This window comes from Salinicola corii, assembly GCF_008298015.1.
Taxonomy (GTDB): domain Bacteria; phylum Pseudomonadota; class Gammaproteobacteria; order Pseudomonadales; family Halomonadaceae; genus Salinicola; species Salinicola corii.
The window spans coordinates 309,205-324,876 of sequence record NZ_VTPX01000003.1 but is presented as its reverse complement, the minus strand read 5'-3'; the positions used below and the strand labels follow the sequence as shown (position 1 = coordinate 324,876).

Annotated in this window: 15 protein-coding genes; 8 read left to right on the top strand and 7 right to left on the bottom strand. The window is 59.8% G+C overall.

Annotated elements, in window-relative coordinates:
* Window positions 1–66: 66 nt before the first annotated feature.
* The gene (locus F0A16_RS08005; RefSeq protein WP_149434852.1) at window positions 67–462 is read left to right on the top strand and encodes an ectoine synthase; all 396 of its coding nucleotides are present in this window, start codon (window positions 67–69) and stop codon (window positions 460–462) included.
* Window positions 463–543: 81 nt separating this feature from the next.
* On the opposite strand, the gene cyoE is transcribed toward F0A16_RS08005, so the two are convergent.
* From cyoE to cyoA, 5 genes are read right to left on the bottom strand one after another with little or no spacing between them, the layout of a single operon-like run.
* The gene (gene cyoE / locus F0A16_RS08000; protein ID WP_149434851.1) at window positions 544–1,437 is read right to left on the bottom strand and encodes a heme o synthase; all 894 of its coding nucleotides are present in this window, start codon (window positions 1,435–1,437) and stop codon (window positions 544–546) included.
* Window positions 1,438–1,445: 8 nt separating this feature from the next.
* Window positions 1,446–1,778, bottom strand: a complete 333-nt coding sequence (gene cyoD, locus F0A16_RS07995; protein WP_149434850.1) for a cytochrome o ubiquinol oxidase subunit IV — start codon at window positions 1,776–1,778, stop codon at window positions 1,446–1,448.
* A 1-nt stretch (window position 1,779) separates the two neighbouring features.
* Window positions 1,780–2,397, bottom strand: coding sequence for a cytochrome o ubiquinol oxidase subunit III (cyoC, locus tag F0A16_RS07990; protein WP_149434849.1), 618 nt, complete (start codon window positions 2,395–2,397; stop codon window positions 1,780–1,782).
* A 2-nt stretch (window positions 2,398–2,399) separates the two neighbouring features.
* Window positions 2,400–4,382: a cytochrome o ubiquinol oxidase subunit I gene (gene cyoB, locus F0A16_RS07985; RefSeq protein ID WP_149434848.1), complete on the bottom strand. Its 1,983-nt coding sequence runs from the start codon at window positions 4,380–4,382 to the stop codon at window positions 2,400–2,402.
* Between the two features lie 4 nt (window positions 4,383–4,386).
* The gene (gene cyoA / locus F0A16_RS07980) at window positions 4,387–5,280 is read right to left on the bottom strand and encodes a ubiquinol oxidase subunit II (RefSeq protein ID WP_338100601.1); all 894 of its coding nucleotides are present in this window, start codon (window positions 5,278–5,280) and stop codon (window positions 4,387–4,389) included.
* A 522-nt stretch (window positions 5,281–5,802) separates the two neighbouring features.
* On the opposite strand from cyoA, the gene F0A16_RS07975 reads away from it, so the two are divergent.
* From F0A16_RS07975 to yidD, 3 genes are read left to right on the top strand one after another with little or no spacing between them, the layout of a single operon-like run.
* Window positions 5,803–6,261: a transcriptional repressor gene (locus F0A16_RS07975; RefSeq protein WP_149434847.1), complete on the top strand. Its 459-nt coding sequence runs from the start codon at window positions 5,803–5,805 to the stop codon at window positions 6,259–6,261.
* Window positions 6,262–6,282: 21 nt separating this feature from the next.
* Window positions 6,283–6,726, top strand: coding sequence for a phosphoribosyl-AMP cyclohydrolase (gene hisI, locus F0A16_RS07970; RefSeq protein WP_149434846.1), 444 nt, complete (start codon window positions 6,283–6,285; stop codon window positions 6,724–6,726).
* Between the two features lie 8 nt (window positions 6,727–6,734).
* The gene (yidD, locus tag F0A16_RS07965) at window positions 6,735–7,007 is read left to right on the top strand and encodes a membrane protein insertion efficiency factor YidD (protein WP_420853071.1); all 273 of its coding nucleotides are present in this window, start codon (window positions 6,735–6,737) and stop codon (window positions 7,005–7,007) included.
* Between the two features lie 16 nt (window positions 7,008–7,023).
* Here the strand turns inward: yidD and F0A16_RS07960 are convergent, their stop codons facing one another.
* Window positions 7,024–7,452, bottom strand: a complete 429-nt coding sequence (locus tag F0A16_RS07960; RefSeq protein ID WP_149434845.1) for a SufE family protein — start codon at window positions 7,450–7,452, stop codon at window positions 7,024–7,026.
* 174 nt (window positions 7,453–7,626) lie between these two features.
* Between F0A16_RS07960 and F0A16_RS07955 the strand changes: the two genes are divergently transcribed.
* Window positions 7,627–8,598: a DNA-binding protein gene (locus F0A16_RS07955; RefSeq protein WP_149434844.1), complete on the top strand. Its 972-nt coding sequence runs from the start codon at window positions 7,627–7,629 to the stop codon at window positions 8,596–8,598.
* 160 nt (window positions 8,599–8,758) lie between these two features.
* Here F0A16_RS07955 and nfuA read toward each other — a convergent pair whose 3' ends face one another.
* The gene (gene nfuA / locus F0A16_RS07950; protein WP_149434843.1) at window positions 8,759–9,346 is read right to left on the bottom strand and encodes a Fe-S biogenesis protein NfuA; all 588 of its coding nucleotides are present in this window, start codon (window positions 9,344–9,346) and stop codon (window positions 8,759–8,761) included.
* Window positions 9,347–9,555: 209 nt separating this feature from the next.
* Here nfuA and metH point away from each other — a divergent pair, with 209 nt between their 5' ends.
* The 3 genes from metH to F0A16_RS07935 all read left to right on the top strand — a co-directional run bounded on the left by metH (window position 9,556) and on the right by F0A16_RS07935 (window position 15,620).
* On the top strand, window positions 9,556–13,323 hold the full coding sequence (metH, locus tag F0A16_RS07945) for a methionine synthase (RefSeq protein WP_149434842.1): 3,768 nt from the start codon (window positions 9,556–9,558) through the stop codon (window positions 13,321–13,323).
* A gap of 118 nt (window positions 13,324–13,441) precedes the next feature.
* The gene (locus F0A16_RS07940) at window positions 13,442–15,097 is read left to right on the top strand and encodes a nitrite/sulfite reductase (RefSeq protein ID WP_149434841.1); all 1,656 of its coding nucleotides are present in this window, start codon (window positions 13,442–13,444) and stop codon (window positions 15,095–15,097) included.
* Window positions 15,087–15,620: a DUF934 domain-containing protein gene (locus F0A16_RS07935; protein WP_149434840.1), complete on the top strand. Its 534-nt coding sequence runs from the start codon at window positions 15,087–15,089 to the stop codon at window positions 15,618–15,620. Before F0A16_RS07940 ends, F0A16_RS07935 begins: the two co-directional genes overlap by 11 nt.
* Window positions 15,621–15,672 lie beyond the last annotated feature (52 nt).

The following is a 15,672-nucleotide window of genomic DNA, read 5'->3' as shown; positions in this document are numbered from 1 at the left end:
AGCGGCCCCCAGGGCCGCTCTCTCTGTGTCATTCAGCAGTAGTCATCCACCAAGGAGTTGTTATCGATGATCGTACGTAATCTCGATGAGTGCCGGAAAACTGATCGCTTCGTCAAAGCCGAAAACGGCAACTGGGACAGCACTCGCCTGATGCTGGCCGATGACAATTGCGGTTTCTCGTTCAATATCACCCGCATTCATCCGGGTACGGAAACCCACATCCACTACAAGAACCACATCGAAGCGGTGTTCTGCTACGAAGGCGAAGGTGAGGTGGAAACCATCGCCGACGGCAAGATCCACAAGATCAAGGCCGGCGACATGTACCTGCTGGACCAGCACGACGAGCACTGGCTGCGCGGCAAGGAGAAGGGCATGACCGTGGCCTGCGTCTTCAGCCCGGCGCTGACCGGTCGCGAGGTTCATCGCGAAGATGGCTCCTACGCACCGGCCGACGACTGACGCCGGCTCGGTGCGATTCTGCACCTGCAGCCCAAAAAAAAAGACCGCCTCGGCGGTCTTTTTTTGGCTTGAAACAAGCTGTCAGCGCAAGGCGAACGAGATCAGCGACTCCGTCATCGGCAGGCGACTGTCCACGGACATCATCACGCTCAACGCCGTCACCACCATGATCGAGATACCGAACACCTTGCGGGCCCAGACCCGGTCGTTGGCAGCGCGATACCCCTTGAGGGTGATGCCGAACCAGTAGCATCCGACCGCGACCGCGACAATGGCATAAGCCCAGCCAGTGTAGCCGGCCACCGACAACATCACCGACGCAATCACGAACAGCGCCGTGTAGATCACGATATGCCGCTTGGCCACGGCGATGCCGCACTTCACCGGCAGCACGGGGATGGACGCCGACGCGTAATCGTCGAACCGGAAGATGGCGATCGCATAGGAGTGGGGCATCTGCCACATGCTGAAGATGATCAGCAGCAGTAGGGCGCCCAGATCGAACTGCCCGGTCACCGCGCAGTAGCCGATCACCGGCGGCGAGGCGCCGGAAAGGCTCCCAATAAGCGTGCTGTAGACCGAATGCCGCTTGAGATAGAGGCTGTAGGCACCCACGTAGATGGCGAACCCGAATGCGGCGAATCCCGTCGCCAAAGGCGTTGTCATCCATGCCAGCAAGCCAAAACCGACGATTCCCAACACGCCGCCAAGCAGCAGAGCGATCGGAATCGATATCTCCCCGGTCACCATGGCGCGCGACTGCGTTCTGGACATGTGACCGTCGATATCGCGGTCGATCACGTTATTGAAGACGCAACCGGAAGCGACCACCAGAGACGTGCCAATTACCACTGCCAGGAATAACCACGGTTCGAAACGGCCACCGGCGGCCAGAAAATAGCCGCCGATGACTGTCACGAGATTACCGAAGATGATGCCGGGCTTGGTAAGCAGCAAATACGGCTTCAAGGCCATTTGCGAGCTTAGCCCAGCATCATGTTGACGTGGATGTTGTGCATGATCCATAGGGAACCACCAATGATCAGCACCAGGATACCGATGGTGAAGACGAAGGAAATCACATTCCAGCCACCTTCGGACTTGGTATTCAGGTGCATGAAGAGAACCAGCTGCACGAGCACCTGAATCACCGCGGTGACCACTACCGTCACCATCATGACCGGGATGCTGAAGCTGCCGGTCATGACGACACCGAACGAGATCAGCGTCAGGACGATCGAGAGAACCAGCCCAATGGTATAGGACTTGTAGCTGCCGTGACTGGCGCCATCGTGCGAAGTGTGAATATCGCTCATGTCACATGGCTCCTATCAGATAGACGAAGGAGAAGACGCAGATCCAGACAATGTCCAGAAAGTGCCAGAACAGGCTGAGGCACAGCATGCGTGGCTTGGTCACGCTATCCAGGCCCCGCTTCGAGATCTGGAAGAACATGATCGCGATCCAGATCAGACCGAAGGTCACGTGCAGGCCGTGGGTTCCCACCAGCGTGAAGAACGCCGACAGGAAAGCGCTACGGTCAGGCCCCGCACCTTCGGCGATCAGGTGATGGAACTCGTAGACTTCCATCGACACGAAGCCGAAGCCGAGCAGGAAAGTGACGGCGAGCCATTTCAACACGGCACCGCGATCGCCGGCGTTCTGCGCCAGGACTGCCAGGCCGAAGGTAAAACTACTGATCAGCAGCAGGAACGTCTCGACCAGCACGAAGGGCAGTTCGAAGATTTCCTGGGAAGTGGGACCGCCGGCGGTGGCGGTGGCCAGTACGCCGAAGGTCGCGAACAGGGTGCCGAAGATCACGAGGTCGCTCATCAGGTAGATCCAGAACCCGAAGACCTTCATTGCACCGGCGTCGTGGTGCTCATGCCCGTCGTGGGCATGAGCGTCGTGCTGCTTGAGTGTGTCGGTTGCCATGATTAAGCCTGCATCTCCAACCGTTTGTGGTATTCACGCTCGGTCTTTTCGACCTCGGCAGCGCTGACGTGGTAGTCGGTATCGTTATTGAAGATACGGAACATGAACGTCACGAACATGCCGATAGCACCCAGGCCGACCAGCCACCAGATGTGCCAGATCAAGGCAAAACCGAAGAACAAAGCGAACAGAGACATGATCGGGCCTTCCGCGGTGTTCTTGGGCATGTGAACGTCCTCGAACTTGGTCGCCAACTCCCGTTTGAAACCACCCGGCTGCTGCTTCATCTCCCAGTAGCTATCGATGGAATCGACCTTGGGCAGATAAGCGAAGTTGTAGTTCGGGGGCGGCGAAGAGGTCGACCACTCCAGCGTACGACCATCCCATGGGTCGCCGGTCAGGTCGCGATTGTTTTCGCGGTCGCGGATGCTGACGATCAACTGGATGACCATGCAGGCGATACCTGCGGCGATGATCACGGCTCCCACCCAGGCGACGATCATCAGCGGTTGCCACTCGGTCTGCTCGTAGGACTGCATGCGGCGCATGGCGCCGAAGAAGCTCAAAGCGTAGAGCGGCATGAAGGCCATGTAGAAACCGACCAGCCAGCACCAGAAGGAGCGCTTGCCCCATTTCTCGCTCAGCGTGAAACCGAACGCCTTCGGGAACCAGTAGGTGAAACCAGCCATCATGCCGAACACCACGCCGCCGATGATAACGTTGTGGAAGTGGGCGATGACGAACAGACTGTTGTGGAGAACGAAGTTCGCACCCGGCACGGCCAGCATGACGCCCGTCATGCCACCCAGGGTGAAGGTGATGATGAAACCGATCGTCCACAACACCGGCGTGGTGAACTGGATACGGCCACGATACATCGTGAACAGCCAGTTGAAGATCTTCACCCCGGTCGGAATGGCGATGATCATCGTCATGATGCCGAAGAAGGCGTTGACGTTGGCGCCGGCACCCATGGTGAAGAAGTGGTGCAGCCAGACGATGAAGGAGAGCACGGTAATTGCGGCCGTTGCCCAGACCATGGTCTTGTAGCCGAACAGACGCTTCTTGGTGAAGGTCGCGATGACCTCGGAGAAGACACCGAATGCCGGCAGGATCAGGATGTAGACTTCCGGATGCCCCCAGGCCCAGATGAGGTTGACGTACATCATCTGGCTGCCGCCCATGTCATTGGTGAAGAAGTGCATGCCCAGATAGCGATCCAGGGTCAGCAGGGCGATGGTGGCGGTCAGGATCGGGAACGACAGGATGATCAGGACGTTGGTGCATAGCGCCGTCCAGGTGAAGATCGGCATGCGAAACAGGGTCATGCCCTTGGTGCGCATCTTGAGGATGGTGACGAAGAAGTTGATGCCCGTCAGCGTCGTCCCGATTCCCGATAGCTGTAACGCCCATATCCAGTAATCGACCCCGACATCCGGACTGTACTGCAACTCCGACAATGGCGCATAGGCCAACCAGCCAGTCTTGGCGAACTCGCCGATGACCAGTGACATGTTGACCAGGATCATGCCGACCGCGAACAACCAGAAACTCAGGTTGTTCATGAACGGGAAGGCGACGTCGCGAGCGCCGATCTGCAGCGGTACGACCAGGTTCATCAGCCCGATGACCATGGGCATGGCAACAAAGAAGATCATGATGACACCATGAGCGGTGAAGATCTGATCGTAGTGGTGGGGCGGTAGATACCCTTCGGCACCGCCGGCCGCAATGGCCTGCTGCGTTCGCATCATGATGGCATCGGCGAAACCGCGGACCAGCATGACCAACGCAACGAGGAAGTACATCACGCCGATCTTCTTGTGATCGATGGACGTGACCCACTCGGTCCAGAGATAGCCCCATTTGCGATAGTAGGTAATCAGACCGAAGACCAGGGCACCGACGATGCCGATGGCCGCCGCGGTGACCATGATGATCGGTTCATGGTATGGAATCGAATCTAAACTGAGTTTTCCGAACATGACGTTACTCCGCTGCCTGCGCACTCATGGGCATTGAAGACTCCCGTGCTTCGTTGTGCTCGCCATGGCTATCGGTACCGCCGTGACCAGCCTTATAACTTTTGATCAGATCGCCGTAGAAGTCGGGCGAGACCTGCGAGAAGTATTCCACCGGGTTGGCAATGGAGGGCTTGGCAACCCGCTCATAGTCTTCCGGAAACATCATGGTGTCAGGAGACTGCTTGACCTTGTCGACCCAGGCTTGGAAATCGGCGTCCGACGTGACGTGCGCGTCGAACAGCATCTCCGAGAAACCTTCGCCGCTATAGTGGGTCGAACGACCACGGAAGGTGCCGATCTCGTTACCCTCGAGATAGACATCGTTGTCCATGCCGGCCATGGCGTAGATCTGACTCCCGAGGTTCGGAATCATGAAGGAGTTCATGACCGTACCCGAGGTGACCCGGAAGTGGACCGGCTTGTCCACGGGAATGGCGAGCTCGTTGATCGTGGCGATACCTTCGTCCGGGTAGATGAAGAGCCACTTCCAGTCGAGCGAGATCGCGTCGACCGTCATGGTCTCGTCTTCGCTGGCGATGGGCTTGTGTGGATCGAAGGAGTGCGACGTCTGCCATGTCAGGACGGCAAGGAAGAAGATGATGACGCACGGAATTGCCCAAACGAAGACCTCGATGATATTCGAGTGCTCCCAGTTCGGCGTGTACTTGGCCGCGAGATTGGTCCCGCGATATTTCCACGCAAACAGGATGGTCATCACGATGACCGGGATTACCACGATCAACATCAAGCCAAAGGCCGTGATGATCAACGACTTCAGACCCTGGCCAATCTGGCCGGACGGATCCATGAGTGCTGATCCACAACCACTCAGCAACAGTGGCGTGGTTAGCCACGTCATCACACTCAAATACTTGAGGGAGTTCCTTTTTCTCATCTCACGACCCCAGTGGAGGAAAGCTTTTCGGCCCTGCAACAATCGGTTAGCGGCCTGCATCATACGCTGCTAGCCAGGGCTGACAACTCTGACACGACGCGCAATGGCGTACCGAGCATCCGACGTCGCCAACGAAGTAGGGATTTCGCGGTCGGCATTGTACCGAAAAAATGGCTTTTGATCAGATGATGGCGGGAAACTCTCCGCCAGTGTGGCGATATGTCGCAGATCGTCTGCGGTTCGCTTTTGACCGTTCCGATCAGCGTAGTTCAACTCGGTGGCGATCTCAGGATTTTCGTCGTTGACGCCGGTGATTCCGTCCGGATCCGTCGCAGCCTCTATATTCGCATAATATATATTATGTTAAATTATATTTTCATCGCATGCCCCGAGGAATTTCAAAGTCTCGGCAACCAGCCTCACCCGGTGGCTCCCCGCAACACTAGCGCGTAGAATGTGCCGCTCTCGATGATAACGGGAAATTCGATGCTCGATTCGGATGTGCTGCTCAAACAGGCAGATCAACAGTGTCAGGAACGCGGCGTCCGTTTCACGCCGATTCGCCGCCGTGTGCTGGAGATGATTTCCGACACACCGGGAGGCCTGAAAGCCTACGATCTCCTCGATCGGTTATCGGACGAGCACGCGTCCGCACGTCCCCCGACCGTCTATCGGGCGCTGGATTTCCTGATCGAGCAAGGCCTGGTTCATCGAATCGAATCGCTCAACGCCTACATTGCCTGTCCGTGCCCTGAACACGTGCATCGTTTCCAACTGCTGATCTGTCGACACTGCGGCCGTGTCGAGGAACTTCATCAGGAAGTCGTCGGCGAGATGCTATCGCGGACCGCGAGGGAGCGAGGATTCACGATCCAGCGCCAGACCATCGAGCTGCTCGGTGCGTGCGACGCCTGCGTCGAGAATGGCTCAGCCTCATCTGACTGATTTCAACCTACGGTAACGCCCATGTCCGGCCTTTTTCACGATCTCGAGCGTTCATCATCCGGCGCTCCGGTCGCCATCGACGATCTGCTAATGGCGGCCAGATGGAACGCCGATGGACTGATTCCCGCCATCGCGCAGCAACACGATAGCGGCGAGGTCCTGATGATGGCGTGGATGAACCGCGCGGCGCTGGAGGAAACACTTGCCACCGGGCGAGTCTGCTACTGGTCCCGCTCCCGGCAGGCGTTCTGGCGCAAGGGTGAGACATCGGGCCAGCAGCAGCATCTGGTCGAGGCACGCCTCGACTGCGATGGCGACACGGTACTGCTCAAGGTGGACCAGTCAGGGCCCGCCTGTCATACCGGTCGACGTCATTGCTTCTACCTGCGCCTGACCCCGGAATTCGGTGAAGTCGACAGTGAGCCCTTGATTCCACCGGACACACTCTACGGCCAGAAGCGCTGAGACCCGCCGTGATCGCCAAGATAGCCACCTGGCTGCTTACCGGTCTGATTCAACTCTATCGCTACGGTATCAGCCCGCTGATCGGACCACGCTGCCGGTTCTGGCCGACCTGCTCGAATTACGCGCTGGAGGCCATTCGGTTGCACGGGCCCTGGCGTGGCATGCGGCTGGCCGTTCGCCGCATTCTGAAATGCCACCCTTTTCATCCAGGCGGCGTCGACCCGGTGCCAGACACCCCCCACCGGAAGGGCTCGTGTCACCAGGCAGACCACCAGGAGTGAGCGTCGGGCCGCTCGATCAATGAACCGCTCGGTTGCCCCGAGTCTCGCGAGCTATGGCATAGATCCGCTCGATCATGGCATGTAGCCCGTTGCTGCGTGTCGGCGACAGGTGCTTGTCGAGTCCCAGCTCCGCCAGGAATCTCGGCTCCCCCTCCAGAATTTCATCAGGTTCACGACCGTCGTAAATCCGCATCAGGATCGCGATCAGCCCGCTGACGATGGCGGCGTCCGACGTCGCGCGAAAGCGCAACCGCCCCGCTTCTTCCGTGGCGCGCAACCAGACGTTAGACTGGCAGCCCTCGATCTTGTATTTCGCCACCCTGTCCTGTTCGGGATATTCCGGAAGCTGGCGCCCCATATCGATGATGTACTGATAGCGATCCATCCAGTTATCGAAGATCGAAAACTCATCCAGCAGCTCGGCCTGGGCCTGCCCAATACTCATTAGCGTCTCCTAGTCGAATGTTCGCATTATAGGGGTTGTACGATCCGATCCCCATAGTCTGACTTCTTTCATTACATATAGATTTTTACGTATACACCTTACGTAAATCGCCTATGCTAGGTCTCAGGAGCCATCAGAAGCTCCGGCATCATTCGCAACGCAAGGGAGCCAGACATGGCACGCAATGGAATCCGCTATGACGACGTCTGTCGCGCCATCGATACACTTCAGCAGCGTGGGGAAGCGGTCAGCGTTCAGAAGGTCCGTGAATTTCTCGGTACCGGCAGCTATACCACCATCAGCGATCATCTTCGCGAATGGCGACTGCGCCAGAGTGGCGACTCGGTACAGGCCATTCCACGCAATCTCGAACGCCCCGAGGGGCTCGATGCCTGGGTAGCCGATATCTGGGACAAGGCCCAGCAGGCTGCCTACGAGAAGCTCGCAGTCTACCGTCAGGAAGCCGACGAACAGATTCGCGAGGCAGACGAAGCCAGCCATCAGGCAAGACGCCAGTGCGAGGATGCCGAACAGCGGCTGCAGGCGCTCAACGAGCACATGCTTCGCGTCCAGGAGCGTTTCGAGAGCAAGACCACCGAAGCCGCGCACCTCCAGGCCGAACTGCAATCGCTGCAATCCGCCCAGAGCCAGCAGCAGAAACGTATCGTGCAACTCGAACAGACCTGCCAGCGTCATCAGTCCAGGCTGGAACAGGCAGAACAGCAGCACCGCGATGCGATGGCCAAGCAGCATCAAGCCAACCAGGCCAAACTCGCCCAGGAAGAAAAGCGCCACGAATCCGCAGAGTCACGGCTCATGGGCCTGCTGGAGGACGCACGTCAGGAGCGATTGAAGCAGGAGAAGCAATACGAACAGCGCCTCGCTTCGCTGGATCAGCGTTGCGAACGACTGCAGCAGGACCTCTCCGAGCAGCGCCGCCAGTACGGCCAGCTCCAGGAGTCCCTGCGCGCCGACAAAGTGCACATGGAACAGGCCGAAAGCGAAAAACGCGTCAGCGACGACCGCGTCAAATCCATGCAACAGGAGCGTCAGCGCCTGGAGAGCGAGCTCAAGAATCTGCGTGCAGCCAATCGCGAATTGCACGACAGGCTATCCCGCGCTGCCCTGCCCCCCACGGCTAGCTGATTTCGGGCCTGCAGGTCACCCCACTGTCGGCAGCAGCCCCATCTCTTCACCTGGCCAGGACAGGCAGGTTGCTGTCATCCAGATTATCGGCTGCAGCAAAAGGAAGTTGAAACTCGGGACCGGGACGATCGCCAAAGCGCGAAGAGCGTCCTGAAGAGCCTCAGTAATAGGCGTTGGTGGTATCGGTATGGTCGGTCACGTCGCGGATGCCGGCCAACTCCGGGATTCTCTCCATCAGCGTCTTCTCGACGCCATCCTTGAGAGTGAGGTCGACTGCCGCGCACCCCTGGCAGCCGCCACCAAACTGCAACACCGCGATCTGCTCTTCGGTCAGCTGGATCAACCGGATTTCGCCGCCATGAGATGCCAGCCCGGGATTGATCTCGCTATAGAGGATGTAGTTGACGCGATCCTCGAGCGGGCTGTCGGCGTTGACCTTCGGCATCTTGGCATTGGGAGCCTTGATGGTGAGTTGGCCACCCATGCGGTCCGCATTGAAATCGACGACGGCCTCTTCCAGGAACGGCACACTGTTCTTGTCGAGATAGACGCTGAACTTCTCCAGCTCGACTCGCTCGTCGCTAGGCTCCTCCTCGCCCGGACGGCAATAGGCGAGACAGGTCTCGGCATAGGGGGTGCCGGGCTGCGTAATGAAGACGCGCACGGCGATATCGTCGACGTTCTGCTTGGCCAGCAACTCGGCCAGATACTCCTGGCCGCTTTCGGTGATCTGAATCGGTTGACTCATGAGACTGGGAACTCTGCTTGAGATGTACCGCTTATGGTAGGAAAAAGCGCGCGCCAAGACAATCCCGAGTGATTTAGTCAGGCTTGTGGAGAAAGATCCGCCACATCCCGGCCGAAGTCCCGTCGTTCCCGCCTTTCTGATACCATGCGGGCCCCTGGCGTCTCGGATGAGGCGCGCGCCGTCTTCCCTGCTGTCGGAGAGTCACCGCCATGGCTACCACCACTGCCGCTTCTTCGCCGAGTCTGCCCGCGCAGGCGCTGAGCCGAACGCTCGAGGAGCGTATCGTGATCCTCGATGGTGGCATGGGAACGATGCTGCAAGATTACCGCCTGGAAGAGGCGGACTTTCGCGGCGAGCGCTTCGCCGACTGGCCGAGCGAACTCAAGGGCAACAATGATCTACTGACGCTGACGCGCGCGGATATCGTCGAATCGATCCACCGAGCCTATCTGGAAGCCGGTGCCGACATCGTCGAGACCAACACTTTCAACAGTACCCGGCTGTCCCAGTCCGATTACGGCATGGAGTCGCTGGCCGTCGAGCTCAATCGCGAAGCGGCTAGACTGGCCAGGGAAGTCTGCGATGCCGTCGCCGAGGAGACCGGCATTCCGCGCTATGTCGCCGGCGTGCTGGGGCCGACCTCGCGCACCGCCTCGCTATCGCCGGACGTCAACGATCCCGCCAGGCGCAACGTCACCTTCGAACAGCTGCGCGACAACTATACCGAAGCGGCCACGGCGCTGATCGAAGGTGGTGCCGATCTGATCCTGATCGAGACCATCTTCGACACACTCAACGCCAAAGCGGCGATCTACGCGCTGGAAGCGCTATTCGAGGCGCGCGGCGAGCGTCTGCCGGTGATGATCTCCGGCACGATCACGGACGCCTCCGGCCGCACCCTCTCCGGCCAGACGACGGAAGCGTTCTGGAACGCCGTGCGCCATGCCCGGCCGCTCTCCGTCGGCCTGAACTGCGCACTCGGCGCCGAGGAGCTTCGCCCCTATCTGCAGGAGCTTTCCGACAAGGCGGACACCTTCGTCTCGGCGCACCCCAACGCAGGCCTGCCCAACGAATTCGGCGAGTACGATCAGACCGCCGATGAGATGGCGGCGATCGTCCACGAGTTCGCCGAGAGCGGATTGATCAACATCATCGGCGGCTGCTGCGGCACCACGCCAGAGCATATCGCCGCCGTGAAGCGAGTGGTCGACGGCCTGACGCCGCGTCGCGTGCCCGAGCGCCCCGCCGCATGCCGGCTGTCTGGGCTCGAGCCGTTCAACATCGAATCCGACTCGCTGTTCGTCAATGTCGGCGAGCGCACCAACGTGACCGGTTCGGCCCGCTTCAAGCGCCTGATCCAGGAAGAGGATTACACCACTGCGCTGGAAGTCGCGCTGGAGCAGGTCGAGAACGGCGCCCAGGTAATCGACATCAACATGGACGAGGGCATGCTGGAGTCCGAGGAGGCAATGGTTCGCTTCCTCAATCTGATCGCCGGCGAACCCGATATCGCCCGCGTGCCGATCATGGTCGACTCCTCCAAGTGGGAGATCATCGAAGCCGGCCTCATGTGCATCCAGGGCAAGGCGATCGTCAACTCGATTTCGCTGAAGGAAGGCGACGCGTCGTTTCGCCATCAGGCCAACGAGTGCCGGCGCCACGGCGCCGCCATCGTGGTGATGGCGTTCGACGAGCAGGGCCAGGCCGATACCTTCGCCCGCAAGACCGAAATCTGCCAGCGCGCCTACCGTTTGCTGGTCGATGAGATCGGCTTCCCCGCCGAAGACATCATCTTCGATCCCAATATCTTCGCCATCGCCACCGGGATCGAGGAACACAACAACTACGCCGTCGATTTCATCGAGGCCACGCAGTGGATTCACGAGAACCTGCCCCACGCCATGATCTCGGGCGGCGTCTCCAACGTCTCGTTCTCGTTTCGCGGCAACAATCCGGTGCGCGAGGCGATCCATTCGGTCTTTCTCTTTCACGCGGTGAAGGCCGGTATGTCGATGGGCATCGTCAACGCCGGCCAACTGGCGGTCTACGACGACCTGCCGAGCGAACTACGCGAAGCGGTCGAGGACGTGGTGCTCAATCGCCGCGACGACGGCACCGAACGCCTGCTGGAGATCGCCGAGCAGTATCGAGGAGATGGTAGCGGCGCTGCGAAGAAAGAAGATCTCGAATGGCGAGGGTGGGAAGTCAATAAGCGGATCGAACACGCCCTGGTCAAGGGGATCACCGCCTACATCGAAGCCGACACCGAGGAGGCCCGGGCAGCCGCCGAGCGCCCGATCGAGGTAATCGAGGGTCCGCTGATGGACGGCATGAACGTGGTCGGCGACCTGTTCGGCGCGGGCAAGATGTTCCTGCCCCAGGTGGTCAAATCGGCCCGCGTGATGAAGCAGGCAGTCGCTTATCTCATCCCTTATATCGAGGCGGAGAAATCCGGCGAAGCGCAGTCAAAGGGCAAGATCGTCATGGCGACGGTGAAGGGGGATGTCCACGATATCGGCAAAAATATCGTCGGCGTGGTGTTGCAGTGCAACAACTACGAGGTGATCGACCTCGGCGTGATGGTCCCCACCGAAAGGATCCTCAAGACGGCGCGAGACGAGAACGCCGATATCATCGGTCTCTCCGGCCTGATCACGCCGTCGCTGGACGAAATGGTCCACGTTGCCAAGGAGATGAAACGCCAAGGGTTACAACTCCCGCTGCTGATCGGTGGCGCCACGACCTCGAAAGCGCACACGGCGGTGAAGATCGCGCCCCAGTACGATGAACCGGTGATCTATGTCAGTGATGCCTCCCGCGCCGTCGGCGTCGCCAGCCGATTGCTCTCGCCGACCCAGAAGCCCACCTACTTCGCCGAGATCCGGCAAGAGTACGATCAGGTCCGCGAACGCAATGCCAAGCGCCGGCCCAAGGCGGCCGACCTCAGCTACGCTGCAGCCCGGGAGCGTCGCTTCCAGATCGACTGGCAGCATTACGACCCGGTCAGGCCGATTCAGCCTGGGCTGACCGTGCTCGACGACTACGATCTCGACGAGTTGGTCGATTTCATCGACTGGACGCCCTTCTTCATGACCTGGCAGCTGTCGGGCAAGTACCCTCGTATCCTTGAGGACGAGGTCGTTGGCGAAGCGGCGCGCAATCTGTTTCGCGATGCTCAGACCATGCTGCGCAAGTTGATCGACGAGCGCCATATTCAGGCGCGCGGCGTGATCGGGCTGTGGCCGGCCAACAGCGTCAACGACGATGTGATCGAGGTCTACGCCGACGAGAGTCGTAAAACGGTGGTCGAGCGACTCCATCATATTCGCCAGCAGAGCACCAAGGGTCGCGACGGCGTATGCCACAGCCTGGCCGACTTCATCGCCCCAAGGGCGAGCGGAAAACTCGACTGGATCGGCGGTTTCGCGGTAACTTCCGGGCACGGCGCGGATGAACTCGCCAAGCGCTATGAGGCAGCTGGCGACGATTACAACGCGATTCTGGTCCAGGCACTGTCCGACCGTCTGGCGGAAGCGTTTGCCGAGCGCCTGCACGAGCGTGTGCGCAAGGAGTTCTGGGGTTACGTGCCGGAGGAGGCGCTGGACAACGACGCCCTGATCGCCGAAAAGTATCAGGGTATCCGCCCCGCTCCCGGTTATCCGGCCTGCCCCGATCATACCGAAAAGGCCACGCTGTTCCGCTTGCTGGAGGCCACCGCACGCACCGGCATTGCACTGACCGAAAGTTTCGCGATGTGGCCCGCGGCGGCGGTTTCCGGCTGGTATTTCGCCCATCCGGCAGCGAGATATTTCTCCACCGGCAAGATCGGCCGAGACCAGGTCGAGGCGCTGGCTCGGCACAAGGCGATGCCGCTGGCGGAACTGGAGCGATGGTTGTCGCCCGTGCTCTCCTATGATCCGGACGTGTCGGCAGCCGGTGACGACGAGCGGGATCCCGACTCCGCGCTGGCCTCGTGACAGTGTGGTCTTAATAACGATAAAGCAAGAAATTATGAGTATTTATTCTTTTGTAGAATAAACCGCACGCGGTAAGGTGCTCTACTTGGCAAATCCATGACTAGCAGGATCAGGCCCGATGTATCGCTACGATTCTTATGACCAGACGCTCGTCGACGAGCGCGTTGCGCAGTTTCGCGATCAGATGGATCGCTATCTCGCCGGCAAGCTCGGTGAAGAGGAGTTTCGTCCGGTCCGTTTGCAGAACGGCCTGTACATTCAGCGCCACGCGCCAATGCTGCGCATCGCCATCCCCTATGGGATGTTGAGCAGCGATCAGTTGCGCGCCCTGGCGACGATCACCCGCCGCTACGATCGCGGCTACGGTCACTTCACCACGCGCCAGAACTTGCAGCTCAACTGGCCGGCACAGGAAGACGTTCCCGATATCCTGGCCGATCTGGCCAAGGTTCAGATGCACGCTATTCAGACCAGCGGCAACTGCATTCGCAACACGACAAGCGATCAGTTCGCGGGCATCGCCAAGGACGAAGTGGTCGACCCGCGCCCTTGGTGTGAGCTGATTCGCCAGTGGTCCACTCTGCATCCGGAATTCGCCTATCTGCCGCGCAAGTTCAAGATCGCGGTTACCGGCGCTACCGAAGATCGCGCCGCGATCCACGTCCATGACATCGGCCTGCGACTGTTCCTGGACGATGCTGGCGAACTGCGCTTCCGTGTTCTCGCCGGCGGCGGCATGGGGCGCACGCCGATGATCGGCGAAGTGGTCCGTGCCGATCTGCCCTGGCAACACCTGCTGACCTATCTCGAAGCCATCGTCCGTGTCTACAACCAGTTCGGCCGCCGGGACAACAAGTTCAAGGCGCGCATCAAGATTCTGGTCAAGGCGTTGGGCATCGAGGAGTTCGCCCGTCGCGTCGAGGAAGAGTGGGCGCATCTCAAGGATGGCCCGCAGACGTTGAACGAAGGCGCAGTGGACGAAGCCAAGACTCACTTCCCCGAGCCTCCACGTCGTCCGGTCGCGGAATCCGCGATCGTCGCCTACGAACAGCTGCGTCAGGAAAATCGGGCCTTTGCCCGTTTTGTGACCAACAACGTCATGGATCACAAGGTGTCAGGCTACAAGGCGGTCACACTCTCCTTGAAACGTCGCGAAGCGGCGCCTGGCGATATTACGGCGGATCAGATGGACGCCGTGGCGGATCTCGCCCAGACCTTCGGCTTCGGCGAGATCCGCGTGACCCACGAGCAGAACCTGGTGCTTTCCGATGTGCCGGTCGACGAGATCGAAGTGCTATGGCAACAGCTCGACGCGCTGGGCATGGCCAACCCCACCGTGGGCACGCTGAACGACATTATCTGCTGCCCGGGCGGTGATTTCTGCTCTCTGGCCAACGCCGTGTCGATTCCCATCGCTCAGGCGATCCAGGAGCGGTTCGAGGATCTCGATTTCCTCTATGATCTGGGCCCGATCGACCTCAACATCTCCGGTTGCATGAATGCCTGCGGTCATCACCATGTCGGCAATATCGGCATCCTCGGCGTCGACAAGAAAGGCGAGGAGTACTATCAGATCTCGCTGGGCGGTAACGCCGACGACGACGTTTCGTTAGGCAAGATCCTGGGCCCTTCCTTCTACCGCGAGGACGTACCCGGCGTGATCGACAAGGTGCTGCAGGTCTATGTCGAGAAACGTCTCGACGAAGAGCGCTTCCTCGATACCTATCGCCGTGTCGGTCATCAGGCTTTCAAGGAGCGGGTCTATGCAGAATGAACAGGAATTTCAAGAAGCCCCGGAGACCGTTGCCGCCACGAGTGCGCTGATCAAGCTCGGCAAACCGGTCACCGATACCTGGGTGCTCTCCCGCGACGAGGAAAACCTGCCCGAGAGCCGCCCCGCCATCGTGCCGCTCGCCTTGTGGCAACAGCATGCGGATCGAGACGATCTGGCGCCCTGGCTACCGAGCGACACCGAGTTGACCCCGGAACTGGCGGCGGCGCTGGAGAAAGCCGCGTTGGTGGCGATCGACTTCCCCGCGTTCACCGATGGCCGCGGCTACACGCTGGCGCGATTGCTGCGGGAACGTTTCGGTTATGCCGGCGAAGTGCGTGCCATCGGCGACGTGCTGATCGATCAGCTCTACTACATGACGCGCTGCGGTTTCGACGCCTTGGCGCTGCGTGAGGATCAGGAACTCGAGTCGGCCCTCAAGGCACTCACCGCCTTCAGCGTCAGCTATCAGCCCGCCGTGGATCTGAACGAGCCGCTGTTCGCCCGCCGCCTTCGGGAGCGCTAATATCGGCTCGGAGCCGGTTTTCCAAGCAATGACCCCAGCCTTGGCTGGGGTC

Bases quoted from the DNA above. Each gene is read 5' to 3' on its own strand.
- F0A16_RS08005 (WP_149434852.1), top strand. From the start codon at position 67: ATGATCGTACGTAATCTCGATGAGTGCCGGAAAACTGATCGCTTCGTC.
- cyoE (WP_149434851.1), bottom strand. From the start codon at position 1,437: ATGGCCTTGAAGCCGTATTTGCTGCTTACCAAGCCCGGCATCATCTTC.
- cyoD (WP_149434850.1), bottom strand. From the start codon at position 1,778: ATGAGCGATATTCACACTTCGCACGATGGCGCCAGTCACGGCAGCTAC.
- cyoC (WP_149434849.1), bottom strand. From the start codon at position 2,397: ATGGCAACCGACACACTCAAGCAGCACGACGCTCATGCCCACGACGGG.
- cyoB (WP_149434848.1), bottom strand. From the start codon at position 4,382: ATGTTCGGAAAACTCAGTTTAGATTCGATTCCATACCATGAACCGATC.
- cyoA (WP_338100601.1), bottom strand. From the start codon at position 5,280: ATGACGTGGCTAACCACGCCACTGTTGCTGAGTGGTTGTGGATCAGCA.
- F0A16_RS07975 (WP_149434847.1), top strand. From the start codon at position 5,803: ATGCTCGATTCGGATGTGCTGCTCAAACAGGCAGATCAACAGTGTCAG.
- hisI (WP_149434846.1), top strand. From the start codon at position 6,283: ATGTCCGGCCTTTTTCACGATCTCGAGCGTTCATCATCCGGCGCTCCG.
- F0A16_RS07960 (WP_149434845.1), bottom strand. From the start codon at position 7,452: ATGAGTATTGGGCAGGCCCAGGCCGAGCTGCTGGATGAGTTTTCGATC.
- F0A16_RS07955 (WP_149434844.1), top strand. From the start codon at position 7,627: ATGGCACGCAATGGAATCCGCTATGACGACGTCTGTCGCGCCATCGAT.
- nfuA (WP_149434843.1), bottom strand. From the start codon at position 9,346: ATGAGTCAACCGATTCAGATCACCGAAAGCGGCCAGGAGTATCTGGCC.
- metH (WP_149434842.1), top strand. From the start codon at position 9,556: ATGGCTACCACCACTGCCGCTTCTTCGCCGAGTCTGCCCGCGCAGGCG.
- F0A16_RS07940 (WP_149434841.1), top strand. From the start codon at position 13,442: ATGTATCGCTACGATTCTTATGACCAGACGCTCGTCGACGAGCGCGTT.
- F0A16_RS07935 (WP_149434840.1), top strand. From the start codon at position 15,087: ATGCAGAATGAACAGGAATTTCAAGAAGCCCCGGAGACCGTTGCCGCC.